The sequence below is a fragment of the Pseudomonas sp. BN411 genome (genome assembly GCF_029871235.1).
GTDB lineage: Bacteria > Pseudomonadota > Gammaproteobacteria > Pseudomonadales > Pseudomonadaceae > Metapseudomonas.
Window position 1 is genome coordinate 23928 of the sequence record NZ_SSOM01000065.1, and the last position, 17911, is coordinate 41838.

The 17911-nt window shown below is 64.7% G+C and carries 18 protein-coding genes; 7 read left to right on the forward strand and 11 right to left on the reverse strand.

Annotated elements, in window-relative coordinates; translation table 11 throughout:
- From E8F06_RS10300 to lipB, 4 genes are all read left to right on the forward strand, one after another.
- The gene (locus tag E8F06_RS10300; protein WP_280366689.1) at nt 1-1005 is read left to right on the forward strand and encodes a septal ring lytic transglycosylase RlpA family protein; all 1005 of its coding nucleotides are present in this window, start codon (nt 1-3) and stop codon (nt 1003-1005) included.
- Between the two features lie 56 nt (nt 1006-1061).
- Nucleotides 1062-2225: a D-alanyl-D-alanine carboxypeptidase family protein gene (locus tag E8F06_RS10305; RefSeq protein ID WP_280366691.1), complete on the forward strand. Its 1164-nt coding sequence runs from the start codon at nt 1062-1064 to the stop codon at nt 2223-2225.
- A gap of 74 nt (nt 2226-2299) precedes the next feature.
- The gene (locus E8F06_RS10310) at nt 2300-2581 is read left to right on the forward strand and encodes a DUF493 domain-containing protein (protein WP_280366694.1); all 282 of its coding nucleotides are present in this window, start codon (nt 2300-2302) and stop codon (nt 2579-2581) included.
- Entirely contained in the window at nt 2581-3207 is a 627-nt protein-coding gene (gene lipB, locus E8F06_RS10315; protein WP_280366697.1) for a lipoyl(octanoyl) transferase LipB, read from the forward strand. Before E8F06_RS10310 ends, lipB begins: the two co-directional genes overlap by 1 nt.
- 134 nt (nt 3208-3341) lie before the next feature.
- Here lipB and lipA read toward each other — a convergent pair whose 3' ends face one another.
- From lipA to leuS, 6 genes are all read right to left on the reverse strand, one after another.
- Complete coding sequence (gene lipA, locus E8F06_RS10320; RefSeq protein WP_280366699.1) at nt 3342-4394, reverse strand: lipoyl synthase; 1053 nt, start codon at nt 4392-4394, stop codon at nt 3342-3344.
- 139 nt (nt 4395-4533) lie between these two features.
- Nucleotides 4534-5841, reverse strand: coding sequence for a lytic murein transglycosylase (locus E8F06_RS10325; protein ID WP_280366702.1), 1308 nt, complete (start codon nt 5839-5841; stop codon nt 4534-4536).
- Between the two features lie 55 nt (nt 5842-5896).
- The gene (gene arfA, locus E8F06_RS10330) at nt 5897-6055 is read right to left on the reverse strand and encodes an alternative ribosome rescue factor ArfA (protein ID WP_271470059.1); all 159 of its coding nucleotides are present in this window, start codon (nt 6053-6055) and stop codon (nt 5897-5899) included.
- 72 nt (nt 6056-6127) lie between these two features.
- Nucleotides 6128-7165 (reverse strand): DNA polymerase III subunit delta, encoded by a 1038-nt coding sequence (gene holA / locus E8F06_RS10335; RefSeq protein WP_280366704.1) that lies wholly within the window; start codon nt 7163-7165, stop codon nt 6128-6130.
- 39 nt (nt 7166-7204) lie between these two features.
- Nucleotides 7205-7813, reverse strand: a complete 609-nt coding sequence (gene lptE, locus E8F06_RS10340) for an LPS assembly lipoprotein LptE (RefSeq protein WP_280366706.1) — start codon at nt 7811-7813, stop codon at nt 7205-7207.
- Between the two features lie 60 nt (nt 7814-7873).
- Nucleotides 7874-10495, reverse strand: coding sequence for a leucine--tRNA ligase (gene leuS / locus E8F06_RS10345; protein ID WP_280366708.1), 2622 nt, complete (start codon nt 10493-10495; stop codon nt 7874-7876).
- Nucleotides 10496-10749: 254 nt separating this feature from the next.
- On the opposite strand from leuS, the gene E8F06_RS10350 reads away from it, so the two are divergent.
- Entirely contained in the window at nt 10750-11187 is a 438-nt protein-coding gene (locus E8F06_RS10350) for a hypothetical protein (RefSeq protein WP_280366711.1), read from the forward strand.
- A gap of 24 nt (nt 11188-11211) precedes the next feature.
- Entirely contained in the window at nt 11212-11973 is a 762-nt protein-coding gene (locus tag E8F06_RS10355; RefSeq protein ID WP_280366714.1) for a YdcF family protein, read from the forward strand.
- Nucleotides 11974-12038: 65 nt separating this feature from the next.
- Here the strand turns inward: E8F06_RS10355 and lnt are convergent, their stop codons facing one another.
- The 5 genes from lnt to miaB all read right to left on the reverse strand — a co-directional run bounded on the left by lnt (nt 12039) and on the right by miaB (nt 17441).
- Entirely contained in the window at nt 12039-13559 is a 1521-nt protein-coding gene (gene lnt, locus E8F06_RS10360; RefSeq protein ID WP_280366715.1) for an apolipoprotein N-acyltransferase, read from the reverse strand.
- A gap of 115 nt (nt 13560-13674) precedes the next feature.
- Nucleotides 13675-14514 carry an HlyC/CorC family transporter gene (locus E8F06_RS10365; protein ID WP_280366717.1) on the reverse strand — a complete coding sequence of 280 codons (840 nt, stop codon included), beginning with the start codon at nt 14512-14514 and terminating at the stop codon, nt 13675-13677.
- Nucleotides 14515-14535: 21 nt separating this feature from the next.
- Nucleotides 14536-15000 carry an rRNA maturation RNase YbeY gene (gene ybeY / locus E8F06_RS10370; protein ID WP_190826803.1) on the reverse strand — a complete coding sequence of 155 codons (465 nt, stop codon included), beginning with the start codon at nt 14998-15000 and terminating at the stop codon, nt 14536-14538.
- Nucleotides 14993-16009 (reverse strand): PhoH family protein, encoded by a 1017-nt coding sequence (locus tag E8F06_RS10375; protein WP_280366721.1) that lies wholly within the window; start codon nt 16007-16009, stop codon nt 14993-14995. The genes ybeY and E8F06_RS10375 overlap by 8 nt, the downstream gene beginning before the upstream one ends.
- Before the next feature lie 91 nt (nt 16010-16100).
- Nucleotides 16101-17441 carry a tRNA (N6-isopentenyl adenosine(37)-C2)-methylthiotransferase MiaB gene (miaB, locus tag E8F06_RS10380; protein ID WP_280367350.1) on the reverse strand — a complete coding sequence of 447 codons (1341 nt, stop codon included), beginning with the start codon at nt 17439-17441 and terminating at the stop codon, nt 16101-16103.
- 136 nt (nt 17442-17577) lie between these two features.
- Between miaB and E8F06_RS10385 the strand changes: the two genes are divergently transcribed.
- On the forward strand, nt 17578-17901 hold the full coding sequence (locus tag E8F06_RS10385) for a DUF1820 family protein (protein ID WP_151131710.1): 324 nt from the start codon (nt 17578-17580) through the stop codon (nt 17899-17901).
- Nucleotides 17902-17911: the final 10 nt, after the last annotated feature.

The window sequence follows — 17911 nt, forward strand, 5'->3', positions numbered from 1 at the left end:
ATGCCACAACCGATAAGAGTCGCCGTCTACGGCGCCGTAGCATTGTTGCTGGCCAGCTGCTCGAGCAGCCGCGCGCCGGAACCGATCCAGCCCGGCGGGCCGATCTCAGGCCCCGGCGACTACTCGCGTCCGCACAGGGACGGGGCTCCCTGGTGGGATGTCGACGTCTCGCGCATTCCCGATGCCGTACCCATGCCGCACTACGGCTCGGTGAAAGCCAACCCCTACACCGTGCTGGGCAAGACCTACTACCCGATGAACGATGCGCGCCGTTACCAGGCGGTGGGCACCGCGTCCTGGTATGGCACCAAGTTCCACGGCCAGGCTACCGCCAACGGCGAGGCCTATGACCTCTACGGCATGACCGCCGCGCACAAGACCTTGCCGCTGCCGAGCTACGTCCGGGTGACCAACCTGGACAACGGCCGTAGCGTGATCCTGCGGGTCAACGACCGTGGCCCGTTCTATTCCGACCGTATCATCGACCTCTCCTTCGCCGCGGCGAAGAAGCTCGGCTATGCCGAGTCCGGCACCGCCCGGGTCAAGGTCGAGGGTATCGATCCCCATGAGTGGTGGGCGGCCCAGGGCCGTCCGGTGCCCATGGTCCTGGCGCAGCCGAAGATGGCCGCCCAGCCGCAACCCAAGCCCCAGCCAGTCGCCCAGGTGGCCAGCGCGCCGATCGAGCAGTACACCCCGCCGCCGCAGCAACATGCCGCCGCCGTGCTGCCTGTGCAGATCGACGCAAAAAAAAACGATTCACTCGCAGCGTCTGGCCTGTATCTCCAGGTGGGCGCCTTCGCCAATCCGGACGCTGCGGAACTCCTCAAGGCCAAGCTGAGCGAGACGGTGACTGCCCCGGTCTTCATCAGCTCGGTCGTGCGCAACCAGCAGATACTGCACCGGGTACGCCTGGGGCCGATCGGAACTCAGGGTGAAGCCCAGCAGGTGCAGAACTCGGTTCGCCTGGCCAATCTCGGCCAACCCACCCTCGTGAAGCCGGACTGACGGCTTCGTTTTTGCCCGCAAGGGCCTGTTAGACCATTAGTTACATAGAGAGACGGATGAACATCTTCAGCTTCGCCAAACGCCTTCTACTGCCCGCAGCCCTGCTCATCGTCGCGCCGGTCTCCATGGCGGCCCAGCAGATCATCCCGTCGCCGCCGCAACTGGCCGCCAAGTCCTATGTGCTGATGGACGCCCAGAGCGGCCAGGTGCTGGTGGAAAACAACGGCGATCAGCGCCTGCCTCCGGCAAGTCTGACCAAGCTGATGACCGCCTACATCGCCACCCTGGAAATCCGCAAGGGCCAGATCGGCGAGACCGATCCGGTGACCATCAGTGAGCACGCCTGGCGTACCGGCGGTTCGCGCATGTTCGTCCAGGTCAACACCCAGGTGGTCCTGAGCGACCTGCTGCACGGCATCATCATCCAGTCCGGCAACGACGCCAGCGTAGCGGTGGCCGAGCACATCGCCGGCAGCGAAGACGCCTTCGCCGACATGATGAACACCACTGCCGAGAAACTGGGCATGACCGGCAGCCACTTCATGAACGCCACTGGCCTGCCCAACCCGGAGCACTACTCCACCGCTCACGACATGGCGACCCTGGCACGCGCGATCATCTACGAAGATCCGACCCACTACGCCATCTACTCCCAGAAGGAATTCTTCTGGAACAACATCAAGCAGCCCAACCGCAACCTGCTGCTGTGGCGCGACAAGACCGTCGACGGCCTGAAGACCGGCCACACCGACGAGGCCGGCTACTGCCTGGTAGCTTCTGCTGTGCGTGACAACATGCGCCTGATCGCCGTGGTATTCGGCACCAACAGCGAACAGGCCCGCGCCGCCGAAACCCAGAAGCTGCTGACCTACGGCTTCCGCTTCTTCGAAACCCAGACCTTCTACCAGAAGGGCGCGGAGCTGGCCAAAGCCCAGGTTTGGAAGGGCTCGGCCCGTGAGATCAAGGCTGGCCTCGGCCAGGACCTGACCATGACCCTGCCGAAGGGCCAGATCAAGAAGCTGCAGGCCAACATGACCTTGAATCCGCAGCTGATCGCCCCCATCAAGCAAGGCGACGTGATCGGCAAGGTGGAAGTCAAGCTGGAAGACCAGGTAGTCCACAGCGCCGACCTGATCGCCCTGGAGACCGTTGAGGAAGGTGGCTTCTTCCGCCGCCTGTGGGATAGCATCCGACTGTTCTTCTTCGGCCTGTTCAACTGACCTTCTGAGCCGATGCCTCGCGCCTTGCCTGGGCGCGGGGCGTCCGCCTCGCGGATCACGAGTCCGCCGCTGCCATGACTGATACTCCTGACGTACAACCCCCGAAAATCGAATTCCCCTGCGAGCGCTACCCGATCAAGGTGATCGGCGATTCCTTCGATGGTTTCGCCGACCTGGTGATCGAAATCATCCAGCGCCACGCTCCCGATCTCGACGCCAGCACCCTGGTAGTGCGCGACAGCCGCAACGGCCGCTTCCTTTCGGTCCAAGTGCTGATTACCGCTACCGGCGTCGACCAGTTGCAGGCCATCCATGTGGACCTGCGCGCTACTGGCCGCGTGCACATGGTGCTCTAGTGGCACCTGCCGAGCTCATCGTGCGCCATCTGGGGTTGGTGGATTACCTGCCGACCCTTGAGGCGATGCGCCGCCTGACCGTCGAGCGCGACGAAAGGACCCCAGACGAAATCTGGTTGCTGCAGCATCCCCGGGTGTTCACCCAGGGCCAGGCCGGCAAGGCCGAGCATCTGCTGGCGCCGGGGGACATCCCGGTGATCCAGGTGGAGCGCGGCGGCCAGGTGACCTACCACGGCCCCGGCCAACTGGTGGCCTATCTCATGCTGGATCTGCGCCGCCTCGGATTGGGCGTGCGCGATCTGGTCACGGCCATGGAGCAAAGCCTGGTCGATGTGATGGCCACCTATGGTGTCGAGGCCGCGCCCAAGGCAGATGCTCCCGGTGTCTATGTCGATGGCGACAAGATCGCCTCGCTGGGACTGCGGGTCAGCCGCGGCTGCTCCTTCCACGGCCTGGCACTCAATGTGGACATGGACATGTCGCCCTTCTGGCGGATCAATCCCTGCGGCTACGCCGGGCTGAAGATGGTTCAGCTCAAGGATCTGATCGAGACACCGCCTCAGCTCGATGAGGTGGCGCAGCGCCTGGAGCAGGCTCTGCGTCAGCGGCTGGGCTACACGCAGTAAAGAGACGATCCGGAAAAACGACGGCCCCCTCTCCCATCGGGAGAGGGGGCCGTTTTGTTTAGTCAGATCGCGTCTGGTTGCCCGCTGCAATCACCCCAGCCCTCTCCCTCGGGAGCGGGCTGGGCAATTCCTGCTCAACCCAGGTTGAGTGTCGGAATGATGCTCGAGTCGACGGGCTGTCCCGGTACCGGAACCGGTGCGGCCAGGCCCAGGTTGTTCTTCTCGAACACGCGGTCGGCCCTGTAGCTGGAGCGCACCAGCGGACCGGCTGCCACTTCCATGAAGCCTTTCTCAAGGCCGATATCGCGGAAGCGGTTGAATTCCTCCGGGCTGACCCAGCGCTTCACCGGCAGGTGGTTGCGGGTGGGCTGCAAGTACTGGCCGAGGGTGAGGATATCGACACCAATAGCGCGTAGATCGTCCATGGTTTCGATGATTTCCTCGTCAGTCTCGCCCAGGCCCAGCATCAGGCTGGTCTTGGTCAGGACGGCCGGGCGGTGGCGCTTGGCGTGCTCCAGTACGCGCAGGGTCTTCTCATAGCCTGCGCGCGGGTCGCGTACGACATGGGTCAGGCGCTTGACCGTCTCGACGTTCTGCGCGAACACCTCAAGGCCGGAGTCCACTACCCGTTCGATGGCTGCGTGGTCGCCGTTGAAGTCGGGCGTCAGGGCTTCCACGACTACCTGGGGAGTGTTCTCCTTGATGGCGCGCACGCAAGCGGCGTAGTGGCTGGCACCGCCATCGTCCAGGTCGTCGCGATCGACGGAGGTCAGCACGATATAGCGCAGAGCCATGAGCTCGACCGACTTGGCGGTGTTCTGCGGCTCTTCCAGATCCAGCCAACCGTTGGGGTTGCCGGTGTCCACGGCGCAGAAGCGGCAGGCGCGGGTGCACACCGAGCCCATCAGCATGATGGTGGCGGTGCCGTTGGACCAGCACTCACCCATGTTCGGGCAGTGGGATTCCTGGCACACGGTGCTCAGGCGATGTTCGCCGACGTTGCGCTTGACCGCATCGAAGCGGCTGCCGCCCGGTGCCTTGACCCGCAGCCACTTGGGCTTGGGCTCGAACACCTGGGGTTCGGCAGAATTGCGGCGCTTCTGGCCATCCTTGATCGCGGTGATGCCCTGCGCAGTACGGAACTTTTCGCCGCTGGCGACGTGTTTGGACGAGTCGATATCGGACATCGGAAATCTGGCTCCGCTGGTGGCTCCGTTGGCTGCCGCAGGGGCAAAAAGGGGTGGCGCAGTTTATCACAAAGGCGTTTGCACGAACCGGCGGCCGTCTGGAGGCGTGAGCCTGGGACGACCGCCGTGCAGGCGGGACTCAGCGTCCTTCACGCAACTGCTCGAGCAGCTTCACATTGGGGTAGCCGTCTGCTGGCCAGCCGAGGCGCTGTTGATAACCACGGATCGCCTTGCGGGTGTTGGCACCGATGATGCCGTCCGCCGTACCCGGGTTGTAGCCGGCCGCTGTCAGGGACTCCTGCAGCTCAACCCGCTCGGTACGGCTCAGCGGGCGCTCGTCGCGTGGCCAGCTTCCGGTGAGCTGGCCACCGCCGTCGAAGCGTTCGCCCAGCAGGCTGACCGCCAGGGCGTAGGACGAGGAGTTGTTGTACTTGAGGATGGCGCGGAAGTTATCCAGCACCAGGAACGCCGGGCCGCGATGGCCGGCCGGCAGCAGCAGGGACGCGGAGTCGTTGGCGAGGCTCGCGGCCTGAGGCCCGGCTTGCACGCCCATGGCCTGCCACTGAGCTACGGATTTGCGGATATCCCCGTCGGCATGGGCATAGTCGAAGCCGTCGGGCAGCTGGACCTGGATTGCTGCAGGTTGTCCCTTGCGCCAGCCGGAGGCCTGCAGGTAGTGGGCGGCCGAAGCCAGCGCGTCGGCTGAGGAGTTCCAGATGTCGCGGCGGCCGTCGCCGTCGAAGTCCACTGCGTGGGTGTTGTAGGTGGTGGGGATGAACTGGGTCTGGCCCATCGCACCGGCCCAGGAACCGAGCATGCTGCCCGGCTGGATGTCGCCGTGCTGGAGGATCTGCAGGGCGGCCAGCAATTGCGCGTGGGCGAATTCGGGGCGTCGGCCTTCGTAGGCCAGGGTGGCCAGGGAGCGGATAACCGATTTGTCGCCCATGAACTGGCCGAAGCTGCTTTCCATGCCCCAGATGGCCACCAGGGGCTCACGGTCCACACCGAAGCGCTGCTCGATGGCGTCCAGGGTTGTCGCGTTTTCCCCGATCAGGGCCTGGCCCTTGCGCACCCGGTAGGGCGAGATGGCGCCTTCCAGGTATTCCCACACCGGTCGGGTGAATTCGGGCTGGCTGCGATCAGCGGTGATCACGCTGGCGTCGGGCGTTACGCCGGCGAAGGCTTGGTCGAAGAGGCTGGCGTCTATGCCTTGGGCCAGGGCCTCGCGGCGGAAACCGTCGCGCCACGCGCTGAAGCTGATGGTGGGCATCTGCACAGGAATCTGCGCGGGCGTTGCAGCGGGTTTACTGGCGGGCTGGGTCGCCTGAGGCAGGGGCGCGGTGGAGGGTTTCTGCGCAGGAGCGTCGGCGCAGGAGCTGAGCAGGGTGAGGGCGGAGGCCACGGCCAGGCTGCGGAACATCGGGCCGGGGGCGGGGGCATCGAACATACGCGAGTCTCGAGGCAGACGAATCGAGTCGCGACCTTAACACGTTCGAGCCTTTTCACGCCGCCATAAGCGACGAAGCCTCCCAATCGTGGGAGGCTTCGCGGCGGTAACTTCCTTTGCCTTTCTGGGGCTTCTCCTGGCGGCAGCGGAAGAGGGGTTGGGCTACCAGGGATTTGGCGCGGTTGGGCGCGCCTTGTTTGTGTTTCTTGGCCATGGCCGATCCTCGATTGGCGCCCGCACCAGCGCGGGCGGGCGCATCATCGGCTTGTGCTCAGAAATTGTCCAGTTATTCGGCGGACAACGGCAGGCGCTGGCCGGCCAGCAGCAGGGCAAGGCGTGCGAGGCCATTCCAGGGATCGCCCGGAGCCTGGCCCTTGATTTGCGCGTCGATGCGCTGGGCATCCTGCAGCAACTGGTTCCAGCGCGACGCCGGATGGCGTTGCAGCGCGCGAGTAACCAGCGGACGACGCTTGTCCCAGACCGGCGGGCGGGCTGCGGCAAAGGCCTTTTCCAGTGGCACGCCCTGGCTGTACTGCTGGGCCAGGCCGGCCAGCAGGCGCAGTTCCCTTGCCAGTGCCCAGAGGATCACCGGCGGTTCCACGCCTTCGCCGCGCAGGCCTTCCAGGGTGCGCAGGGTGTGGGCGGGTTCACCGTTGAGGGCGGCGTCGATCAGGCCGAAAACGTCGAAGCGGGCGCTGTCGGCCACCGCTGCCTGGACGGTCGCGGCATCCACCTGACCACCTTCGGCCAGCAGCTTGAGCTTCTCGATCTCCTGGGCGGCGGCCAACAGGTTGCCTTCGACCCGGGCGGCGATCAGGTCCACCGCTTCCTGGTTGGCGGCCAGGCCAGCCTGGGACAGGCGCTGGCGAATCCATTGCGGCAGGTTGTGGGACTCGATGGGCCAGATCTGGATGAACTGTGCATCCGCCCCATCGATCAGTGCCTTGGCCCACTTGGTTTTCTGGGTGCTGCCGTCGAGCTTGGGCAGGCTCAGCAGCAGTACTGTGTCTTCAGGCGGGCGGGAGAGGTATTCGAGCAGCGCGGCAGCGCCCTTGTCCCCCGGCTTTCCAGAAGGCAGGCGCACTTCCAGCAGACGCTTCTCGGCGAACAGCGACAAGCTCGCGCCGGCTTCCAGCAGCAGGCCCCAATCGAAGTTGGTTTCGGCGTTGAACACCTGGCGCTCGCTGAAATCCCGCGCGCGGGCGCTGGCACGAATGGCGTCGCAGGCTTCCTGGCAGAGCAGAGGCTCGTCGCCACTGACGACGTAGACCGGTGCCAGAGGTCCCTGCAGGTGTTTACCCAGTTGTGCGGGGTTGAGTTTCATAGGCGGAAATGACTGGGGCCGCTGTGCGGCCCCGAGTGCTTACTGGATGGGCAGTTGCAGCGGCGACTGCTGCGGTTGCTGGGCCTTCTCGGCCTGGCGCGCGGCTTCCAGCGCTTCGGCTTCGGCCTTGGCCTTGGCTTCGGCGGTCTGTTGCAGCTGGTCGAGCTGGGCCGGGGTGATCAGCTGCAGGCGCATGATCATCTGCTGGACCATTTCCTGACGCATCTCCTGGCGCAGCTGGGCCGCTTCCTGGTCGGAGCCGATCAGGTTGTTGCTGTCATGCACGTAGTACTTCTGCACGCTCAGCTTGTCGTTCATCAACATCAGGTTGTTGTTGCCGCGGATTTCGTACTGCAGGGTCTGGGTCAGCTCGTACTCGGCGCTGCGCGCACCAGTGGTATAGCTGGCAGTGCGCTGGGTTTCGTCTTCGCGGGCCAGGACCAGCGTGTAAGGCGCGCCGGCATGGACGTTCACGCCATTGTCCACCAGGGCCTGGCGGACGGATTTGACGGTCTGGCCGTACAGGTTACGGGCAGTCACGTCCATTTCGGTCAGGGCGAACTTGGCTTCGCCGGTGCCGCGCAGGTGAAAACCGCACGCGCTCAGCAGCACGGTGAGGCCCAGGACCAGCAGATTCCGTTTCATCATTTCTTGCTTTCCCCTTGCAAACAGTCCGGCGCCACTCCCGGAGGAGGGCGCCGGCTTCGATCAGTTGGCGACGATATTGACCAGTTTGCCTGGCACCACGATGACCTTGCGGATGGTCAGGCCGTCGGTGAAGCGCAGCACGTTCTCGTTGGCGCGTGCGGTGGCTTCCACTGCTTCGCGGCTGGCATCGGCCGGCACTTCGATATGACCGCGCAGCTTGCCGTTGACCTGTACCACCAGTTGCAGGCTGTCCTGCACCAGGGCGGCTTCGTCCACGGCCGGCCAGGCGGCGTCGATGATGGCGCCGGAATGGCCCAGCTCGCTCCACAGCACATGGCTGATGTGCGGGGTGATGGGGGCCAGCAGCAGGGCCACGGCTTCCAGGCCTTCCTGCAGCAGTGCACGGTCCTCGGCGGTGGCCTGCGGGGCCTTCTCCAGGACGTTCATCAGGGTCATCACGGCAGCGATGGCGGTGTTGAACTTGTGGTACTGGCCGACATCCTGGCTGGCCTGCTTGATGGCCAGGTGGATGGAACGGTGCACAGCCTTCTGCTCGTCGTTCAGCGCGCTGCGGTCCAGGGCTGCCGGCAGACCGGCGGCGACGTGGGCCTGGGCGAGGCGCCAGACGCGGCGGAGGAAGCGGCTGGCACCCTCGACGCCGGAGTCGGACCACTCGAGGCTCATGTCCGGCGGTGAGGCGAACATCATGAACAGACGGCAGGTGTCGGCGCCGTAGGCGTCGATCATGGCCTGCGGGTCGACGCCGTTGTTCTTGGACTTCGACATCTTCTCGGTGCCGCCGATTTCCACCGGCAGGCCGTCGGTCTTCAGGCGGGCGCCGATGACTTTGGCCTTGGCGTCACGCTCGACTTCGACGTCGGCCGGGTTGAACCAGTCCTTGCCGCCATTGGCTGCAACGCGGTAGTAGGTTTCGGCGACCACCATGCCCTGGGTGAGCAGGTTCTTGAACGGCTCGTCGGAGCTGACCAGGCCTTCGTCACGCATCAGTTTGTGGAAGAAGCGCGCGTAGAGCAGGTGCAGGATCGCGTGTTCGATACCGCCGATGTACTGATCCACCGGCAGCCAGTGGTTGGCTGCAGCCGGGTCGACCATGCCCTGGTCGTAGTTCGGCGAGGCGTAGCGGGCGAAGTACCAGGAACTCTCCACGAAGGTGTCCATGGTGTCGGTTTCGCGCTTGGCCGCGGTGCCGCACTTCGGGCAGGTGCAGGAGTAGAACTCGGGCATCTTCGCCAGCGGGCTACCGGCGCCATCCGGCACCACGTCTTCGGGCAGGACGACCGGCAGTTGGTCTTCCGGCACCGGCACGTCGCCGCAGCTCGGGCAGTGGATGATCGGGATCGGGCAGCCCCAGTAGCGCTGGCGGCTGATGCCCCAGTCGCGCAGGCGGAACTGGGTGCGGGCCTGGCCCAGGCCTTTCTTCTGCAGGGTCACTTCGATGGCGTCGAAGGCGCCCTGGTAGTCCAGGCCGTCGAATTCGCCGGAGTTGATCAGTTGGCCATGCTCACCGTAGGCGTCCTGCCACGGGGCAGGGGTTTCGTCGCCAGCAGAGGTGCGGACCACTGCCTTCATCGGCAGGTCGTACTTGTGGGCGAAGGCGAAGTCGCGCTCGTCGTGGGCCGGCACGGCCATCACAGCGCCTTCGCCGTAGTTCATCAGCACGTAGTTGGCGACCCAGACAGGGAGCTTGTCGCCGGTCAGCGGGTGCTCGACGAACAGGGGAGTGGGCAGGCCCTTCTTCTCCTGGGTGGCGATGTCGGCTTCGGCGACGCCGCCGCGCTTGCATTCGTCGATGAAGGCCTGCAGTTCAGCAGCCTTGTCAGCCGGCAGCTTCTGCACCGCGAGGGTCGCCAGCGGGTGCTCGGCTGCGACGGCCACGTAAGTGGCACCCATCAGGGTATCCGGACGGGTGGTGAAGACCTTCATTGCGCCGGCCTGGCCGATGCTGGCCTGGTCGTAGGGGAAGCTGACTTCCATGCCGCGGGATTTGCCGATCCAGTTGCGCTGCATGGTCTTGACCTGCTCGGGCCAGCCGTCCAGGTCGTCGAGGCTGCTCAAGAGTTCATCCGCGTAGGCGGTGATCTTGAAGTAGTACATCGGGATTTCGCGCTTCTCAACCAGCGCACCGGAGCGCCAGCCGCGGCCGTCGATGACCTGCTCGTTGGCGAGGACGGTCTGGTCCGCCGGGTCCCAGTTGACGGTGCCGTTCTTGCGGTAGATCACGCCCTTTTCGAAAAGCTTGGTGAACAGCCACTGCTCCCAGCGGTAGTAGTCGGGCTTGCAGGTGGTGACTTCACGGGACCAGTCGATGGCAAGGCCCAGGCTCTTCAGCTGGGTCTTCATGTAGTCGATGTTCTCGTAGGTCCACTTGGCCGGCGCGACGTTGTTCTTCATCGCGGCGTTTTCCGCCGGCATGCCGAAGGCGTCCCAGCCCATGGGCTGCAGCACGTTCTTGCCGAGCATGCGCTGGTAGCGGGCGATCACGTCGCCGATGGTGTAGTTGCGCACGTGCCCCATGTGTAGCTTGCCGCTCGGGTAGGGGAACATCGACAGGCAATAGAAGGTGTCCTTGCCGGGCTGCTCACTCACTTCAAAGGATTTATGCGCGTCCCAGTGGGCTTGCGCGGCGGCTTCGATTTCGCGGGGCTGATACTGTTCGTGCATGGCTACTGGCGCTGGAAGATGGAGTTCCTTGGAGCTGGCAACGCTGGCCTCGGCTGCGCTGTCGGACCCTTGAGGAAACGGAAATTCAAGCGCCGTAGCATACATGACCCCCATCGGCCTAGGGAAACCCTGATTGCGCGGGCGGGCGTCCGTCGGCTATCCCGCCACCGTTTGTCGCAGGCACCTTGCAGCAGGGAAGCGAACGCTAAGCTTTTCATAAGCAACGCAAGCGTTTACGTGGTTCGAGGTGTTGGATGGGTGAGTTGCGGCGGACGGATTCAGGGAACGGGCTTTACGAGCGGTTATTGCATCGGCTGGCCCTGGCGCTGGATGAAGCGGATACGGCGGTTCGCTTGCGCGACGAGGAGCCGCTCGAATTGGAGCTCAAGGGATTGACCCCTGCCGAGATGGAGTTGATTCGCGCCTATCTGGACCGCGATACGCGCTGGCTGCGGGGTTGGCACGCTGCCGCCGAGGAACTGGCCGCCATCGAGGCGCTGCCCCGGCGCTCGCTTCGTGGCGAAAGCGGCCCACCCAAGACCTTCGCCCTCAAGCCCAAGCCCACGTTCAAGCGCCGTCCGCAGCTTTGCTGCGCCATGTGCGGGACACCGGCCATCTGGCAACGCGGCCAGGGTGTGCAGGCGTGCATGTCTTGTGGTTCTCAGCTTTTCCGCACGTCGAATCCCCGCTAGGCTCCGGGCACCCTGGAGGTGCCCATGCCGATTCGCTACATCATCAAACAATTCCTGCTGCCGCCTGGCGGCCTGCTGCTGTTGCTCCTGCTCGGGTGGTGGCTGCGCCGGCGCATGCCGCGATTGTCCGCAACCTGCTTCGTGGCCGGGCTCGGTGGCCTGTGGTTGATGAGCCTGCCCATCGTCGTCGAATGGTCGGCCAAGGTGCTGGAGCGCGAGCCGCCCCTGGCCGAAGCCGAGTGGACGCAACTGGCCGGGCGGGTGGACGTGATCGTGGTGCTGGGCGGAGGCCGGGACCGTGATGATCCAGCCTGGGGGGCGGATCAGCCTTCCACTATGGCCCTGGAGCGGCTTCGCTATGCCGCACGCCTGGCGCGTGCCAGCGGCCTGCCGCTGCTGACCAGTGGCGGCCTGCACTTTGGTGAGCCTCCGTCCGAGGCGAAGATCATGGCCGATACGCTCAAGCGCGATTTCGGCGTGGACGTGCGCTGGCAGGAAGGGGAGAGCCGAACCACCTGGGAAAACGCCACCTTCAGTGCGAAGTTGCTCGAGCCGGCAGGCGTCCGTCGCGTGCTGCTGGTGACCCAGGCGTCCCACATGCCTCGGGCCCGCTGGTGTTTCGAGCGGGCCGGATTCGAGGTGGTGGCGGCTCCCATGGGCTATCTCGGCGTACCCAATGGCCGGCCGGCGGGCGGCTGGTTGCCGGAGGCCAAGGCGGTTTGGCAGAGCGGGATGCTGCTCAATGAAGCGATCGGCCTGGTGGCCTATCCGTTGGCGTATGACTGAACGTTTCCTGTAGGAGCGAGCTTGCTCGCGATCATTTCACGAGCAAGCTCGCTCCTACACGGGGCTTACACCGTCTTGGCGATTCGGCTGGCCATCAGCGCCCAGGCGAAGAGCAATCCGCAGAGGATTACCAGCGGCCAGGCACGCCACTGCAGGTAGGGCGTCAGGCCCTGCATGGGCAGCACTTCGCCGTAGAGCACGCCCTGCTGGAATTGCGGGATGCCCTCGGTGATTTGGCCGAACGGGTCGATCAGCACAGTCACGCCGTTATTGGTGGCGCGAATCATCCAGCGACCGGCTTCCAGGGCGCGCATCTGCGCCATCTGCAGGTGCTGCAGCGGGCCGATGGATGTGCCGAACCAGGTGTCGTTGCTCACCGTCAGGAGGATGTCGCTCTGGGCGGCCAGGCTGGCGGCGAACTCGGGGTAGACCACCTCGTAGCAGATGTATGGGGCGATGCGGTAACCCTTGGCCATCAGCGGGCCCTGGTCGGAACCACCGCGGGCGAAGTCGGACATGGGCAGGTCGAAGAAGGCGATCAGCCCGCGCAGCACTTCCTGTAGCGGCACGTACTCGCCGAAGGGCACCAGTTTTTGCTTGAGGTAGGTGCCTTCGCCTTGGCCGACCACGGTGATGCCGTTGTAGTAGCGCTTCTCGCCGCGCTCATTGTTCTGCCGGATCGGCACGCCGGTAATCAGCGCGGACTGGCGATCATTGGCGAAGCGGTTCATCACGCCGAGGTAGCCGTCGACGAACTCCTTGAGCACCGGCACGGCAGTTTCCGGCCAGACGATCAGGTCAGCCTTCTGCGCGGTGAAGGTCATGTCGCGATAAAGCGCGAGCTGGGCGTTGAGCTGCTCCGGGTCCCACTTCAGATTCTGGTGGACGTTGCCTTGCATGGCCGCGACTTTCAGTGGCGCGCCGGCGGGCTGGGTCCAGGCGTGGCCCTTGAGTGCCAGGCCGATGGCCCAGGGGGCGATCAGCAGGACGACGCCGGCGCCGAGGAAGGCTGGGCGACTACGCAGGCGTGCGAGGTTCACCAGCAGGGCGGCGGTGAGCGCCAGGGCGAAGGACACCAGCCAGACGCCGCCCACTGGTGCCAGTCCAGCCAGGGGGCCGTCGAGCTGGCTGTAGCCGGCGTAGAGCCAGGGGAAGCCGGTGAGGAACCAGCCGCGGAACGCCTCCTGGGCGAGCCACAGTGCGGCGAAGGCCAGGGTGTCGGCCAGGGCTGCTTCGCTGCGGCGTATCCAGCGCGCCCAGACCAGTGCGGGCAAGGCGAAGAACAACGCCACGCCGGCACTGAAACCGACGGTGAGGAAGGCGGCCAGGGGCACTGATGCCGCGCCGTAGTCGTGGATGCTGACGTAGATCCAGCTGGTGCCGGTCAGGAACAGGCCGAGGCCGTACCACCAGCCGCGCCAGAACGCGGCCTTGGGCGCCAGGTCGCGCAGGCCCAGGTAGAAGAGGGCGAGGGACAGCAGTTCCAGGGGCCAGAAATCGAAGGGGGCGAAGGCCAGGGGCGTCAGGGCGCCGGCGGCCAGGGCCAGCAGGTTGCCCGGCCAGCCGGGGCGGGTGATCCAGTTCATGCTCGGTCCTTGGGCGGATAGGGAGCTGGAGTAGCGTGCGAGGCGAGCCTTTTGTTGCCCGCTCGGGGCGCGATTATCCACGGGCGCCCCTCCGCTGGGGAGGGGCGCGCGGCCATCAATGGGATAGCGGAGAGAGACGCAGCAGGTGGATGCGGCGGCTGTCGGCATTGAGCACGCGGAAGCGGAACTCGCCGATCTGAGTAGTCTCGTTGCGCTTGGGCAGGTGGCCGAAGGCACCCATGACCAGGCCGCCGACGGTGTCGAACTCGTCCTCGGAGAAGTCAGTCTCGAAGAACTCGTTGAAGGCATCCACGGGGGTCAGCGCCTTGACGATGAAGTCGCCGCTGGGGAGCGGCTTGATATAGCTGTCTTCCTCGACATCGTGCTCGTCCTCGATGTCGCCGACGATCTGCTCCAGCACGTCCTCGATGGTCACCAGACCAGCTACGCCGCCGTATTCGTCTATGACCACGGCCATGTGGTTGTGGTTGGCGCGGAACTCGCGCAGCAGCACGTTGAGGCGCTTGGACTCGGGCACGAAGGTGGCAGGGCGCAGCAGGTCCTTGATGTTGAACGGCTGGGCGCTGTCATGGAGGATCAGCGGCAGCAGGTCCTTGGCCAGGAGAATGCCCATGACGTCGTCGAGGCTTTCGCCGATGACCGGATAGCGGGAGTGGGCGGCGTCGATGATCGCCGGGAGGAACTCCTTCGGCGTCTGGGTGGCCTTGATGCTGATCATTTGCGAGCGCGGCACCATGATGTCGCGTACTTGCAGGTCGGCGACCTGGATCGCACCTTCGACGATCGACAGTGCTTCGCTGTCGAGCAGCTTGTTCTGGTGGGCTTCGCGCAGCAGCTCAAGGAGCTCCTGGCGGCTTTTCGGCTCATGGGCAAAGGCCTGGGTCAGCTTTTCCAGCCAGGACCTGTGCCCGTTGCTCGATCGATCTTCGCTCATATGTCCTTTGCTCGGTGCCTCTTATTGGTCTTCGTCGTCACGGTAAGGGTCGGGGTGGCCAAGTTCAGCCAGCAATTCCCGTTCCAGGGCTTCCATTTCCTCGGCTTCCTCATCCTCGATGTGGTCGTAGCCGAGCAGGTGCAAACAACCGTGGATCACCAGGTGCGCCCAGTGCGCCTCCAGGGCCTTGCCCTGTTCGACGGCTTCCCGTTCTACCACCGGTGCGCAGATCACCAGGTCGCCGAGCAGCGGGATGTCCAGCAGCTCGTCCGGCACGTCCGCGGGGAAGGAGAGCACGTTGGTAGCGTAGTCCTTGTGTCGCCAGGTGCGGTTCAGTTCGCGCCCTTCGGGCTCGTCCACCAGTCGGATGGTCAGCTCGGAGTCGGCGCTACGCTGGCGCAGGGCCAGTTCGCACCAGCGACGGAAGTCCGCCTCGCTCGGCAGGCCCAGGGCCGTGCTGGCGAGTTGCAGGTCAAGTTCAAGCATTGTCGTCTATGGCGCCTGGATCGTTGTCGGCGGGCTTCGCCTTCGGCTGCTGCTGTTGGCTGTCGAAGCGGTCGTAGGCTTCGACTATGCGCTGGACCAGCGGGTGGCGCACCACGTCATGGGACTTGAAGTGGGTGAAGCTGATGCCCGGTACGTCGCGCAGTACGTCGATCACGTGGGTCAGGCCCGAACGGGTGCCGCGCGGCAGGTCGATCTGGGTGATGTCACCGGTGATGACGGCAGTGGAGCCGAAGCCGATACGGGTCAGGAACATCTTCATCTGCTCGACGGTAGTGTTCTGACTTTCGTCGAGAATGATGAAGCTGTTGTTAAGGGTGCGACCGCGCATGTAGGCGAGCGGGGCGACCTCGATCACCTGCTTCTCGATGAGCTTGGCTACGTGGTCGAAGCCGAGCATCTCGTAGAGCGCGTCGTAGAGCGGGCGCAGGTAGGGGTCGATCTTCTGGGACAGGTCGCCCGGGAGGAAGCCGAGCTTCTCGCCGGCTTCGACCGCCGGGCGCACCAGCAGAATGCGGCGCACCTGCTCGCGCTCCAGGGCGTCCACGGCGCAGGCCACCGCCAGGTAGGTCTTGCCAGTGCCCGCCGGGCCGATACCGAAGTTGATGTCGTGGTCGAGGATCGACTTCACATAGCGCTGCTGGTTGGCGCCGCGCGGGCGAATGTTGCCCTTGCGAGTGCGCAGGCTGACCGCTTCGGCCTTGGGGTTGACCTCGTCCATGCCGGTTTCACGCAGGAACAGGTGAACCATGTCCGGCGACAACTCGCTGGCTTCGGTTTCGCGGTAGAGGCGGTGCAGGAGGTTTTCCGTGGTGCGGGTGCGTTGCGGGTCGCCGACCAGTTCGAACTGGTTGCCACGGTTGCGGATCTCGATGCCCATGCGCTGTTCGATCAGGCGAAGGTGCTCGTCGAATTGGCCGCACAGATTGGCGAAGCGGCGGGCTTCAAAGGGTTCCAGGGTGAAGCGGTGAAGATCCAGTGAGGCGTTCAATGTCGTGTGTTCGCCCTTGGGCGGAAAGGAAGGGATGACAGAAAGAATAACTCCGAGGGCCCGCCTGGAAAAGCACGGGCCCGGAGGTTTGTCAGTGCAGGGCCCCTTCGATCAGGGTGCCGCGCAGCGAGTGGGGCAGGGCGTCGTCGATGTGCACGTCGACGAACTGGCCGATCAACTGCGGGTTGGCGCTGCGGAAGTTGACGATGCGGTTGTTCTCGGTACGGCCCTGGAGCATGCCCGGGTCCTTCTTGGAGAAGTCGCTGACGAGGATGCGCTGGACGCTGCCGACCATTCGTCGGCTGATCTCGAAGCCCTGCTGGTGGATGCGGCCCTGGAGGATCTGCAGGCGCTGCTTCTTCACCTCTTCCGGGGTGTCATCCACCAGGTCGGCCGCCGGGGTGCCGGGACGCGAGCTGTAGATGAAGGAGAAGGAGAAGTCGAAGCCGACGTCTTCCACCAGTTTCATGGTGGCCTCGAAGTCCTTGTCGGTTTCGCCGGGGAAACCAACGATGAAGTCCGAGCTGATGCAGATATCCGGCACAGCGGCCTTCAGCTTGCGGATGCGCGACTTGTATTCGAGCGCGGTGTGGTTGCGCTTCATGGCCGCGAGGATGCGGTCGGAGCCGGCCTGCACCGGCAGGTGGACGAACTTCACCAGTTCCGGCACTTCAGCGTGGGCCTGGATCAGTGCGTCGGAGAATTCCAGCGGGTGCGAGGTGGTGTAGCGGATGCGGTCGATGCCATCGACGGCGGCGACCACCCGGATCAGCTCGGCGAAATCGGCGATGCGGCCGTCATGGGTCTGGCCACGGTAACCGTTCACGTTCTGGCCCAGCAGGGTCACTTCGCGGACGCCGTTTTCGGCCAGGTGGATGACTTCGGCCAGGACGTCGTCGAACGGGCGGCTGACTTCTTCGCCGCGGGTGTAGGGCACGACGCAGAAGGTGCAGTACTTGCTGCAGCCTTCCATCACCGAGACGAAGGCGCTGGGGCCGTCGACGCGCGGCTCGGGCAGGCGGTCGAACTTCTCGATCTCGGGGAAGCTGATGTCCACCTGGGGTTTGCGGGTGGCGCGGGCGGCGTCGATCATTTCCGGCAGGCGGTGCAGGGTCTGAGGACCGAACACCACGTCCACGTACGGCGCGCGCTCACGGATGGCGGCACCTTCCTGGCTGGCCACGCAACCACCGACGCCGATCACCAGCTGCGGGTTCTGCTGCTTCAGCTCGCGCCAGCGGCCAAGTTGCGAAAACACCTTCTCCTGCGCCTTCTCGCGGATCGAGCAGGTATTGAGCAGGATCACGTCGGCTTCTTCTGCGCGATCGGTGACCTCAAGTGCCTGATGTTCGCCGAGCAGGTCGACCATGCGCGAGCTGTCGTACTCGTTCATCTGGCAGCCGTGGGTTTCGATATAGAGCTTCTTGGCCATGCACTTAGGAATCAGGTGGTTCGAAGAACCGCGCATTATAGTCGCCATCCCCCGGTGTTCCTAGCGCCGACTGCTTGGCGGCTATGCTATGATTTGCGCCCTTCGAAATTCCCCCCAGACGGCCCGTCAATTCCCCATGAGCAAGTCCGACCCCATCTACAAGGTGATCTTCCTGAACCAGGGCCAGGTGTACGAGATGTACGCCAAGCAGATCTACCAGAGCGATCTGTGGGGCTTCCTGGAAGTGGAAGAGTTCGTCTTCGGCGAGCGCACCCAAGTGGTGGTCGATCCCAGCGAAGAGAAGCTCAAGGCCCAGTTCGAAGGCGTGGTGCGCAGTTTCCTGCCGATGCATTCGATCATCCGCATCGACGAAGTGGAGCGTCTGGGCACGCCGAAGATCAGCGAAGCCAAGGGCGGCGGTAACGTGATGCCCTTCCCGCTGCCGATGCCCGAGAAGTAAGGCCGGTTGG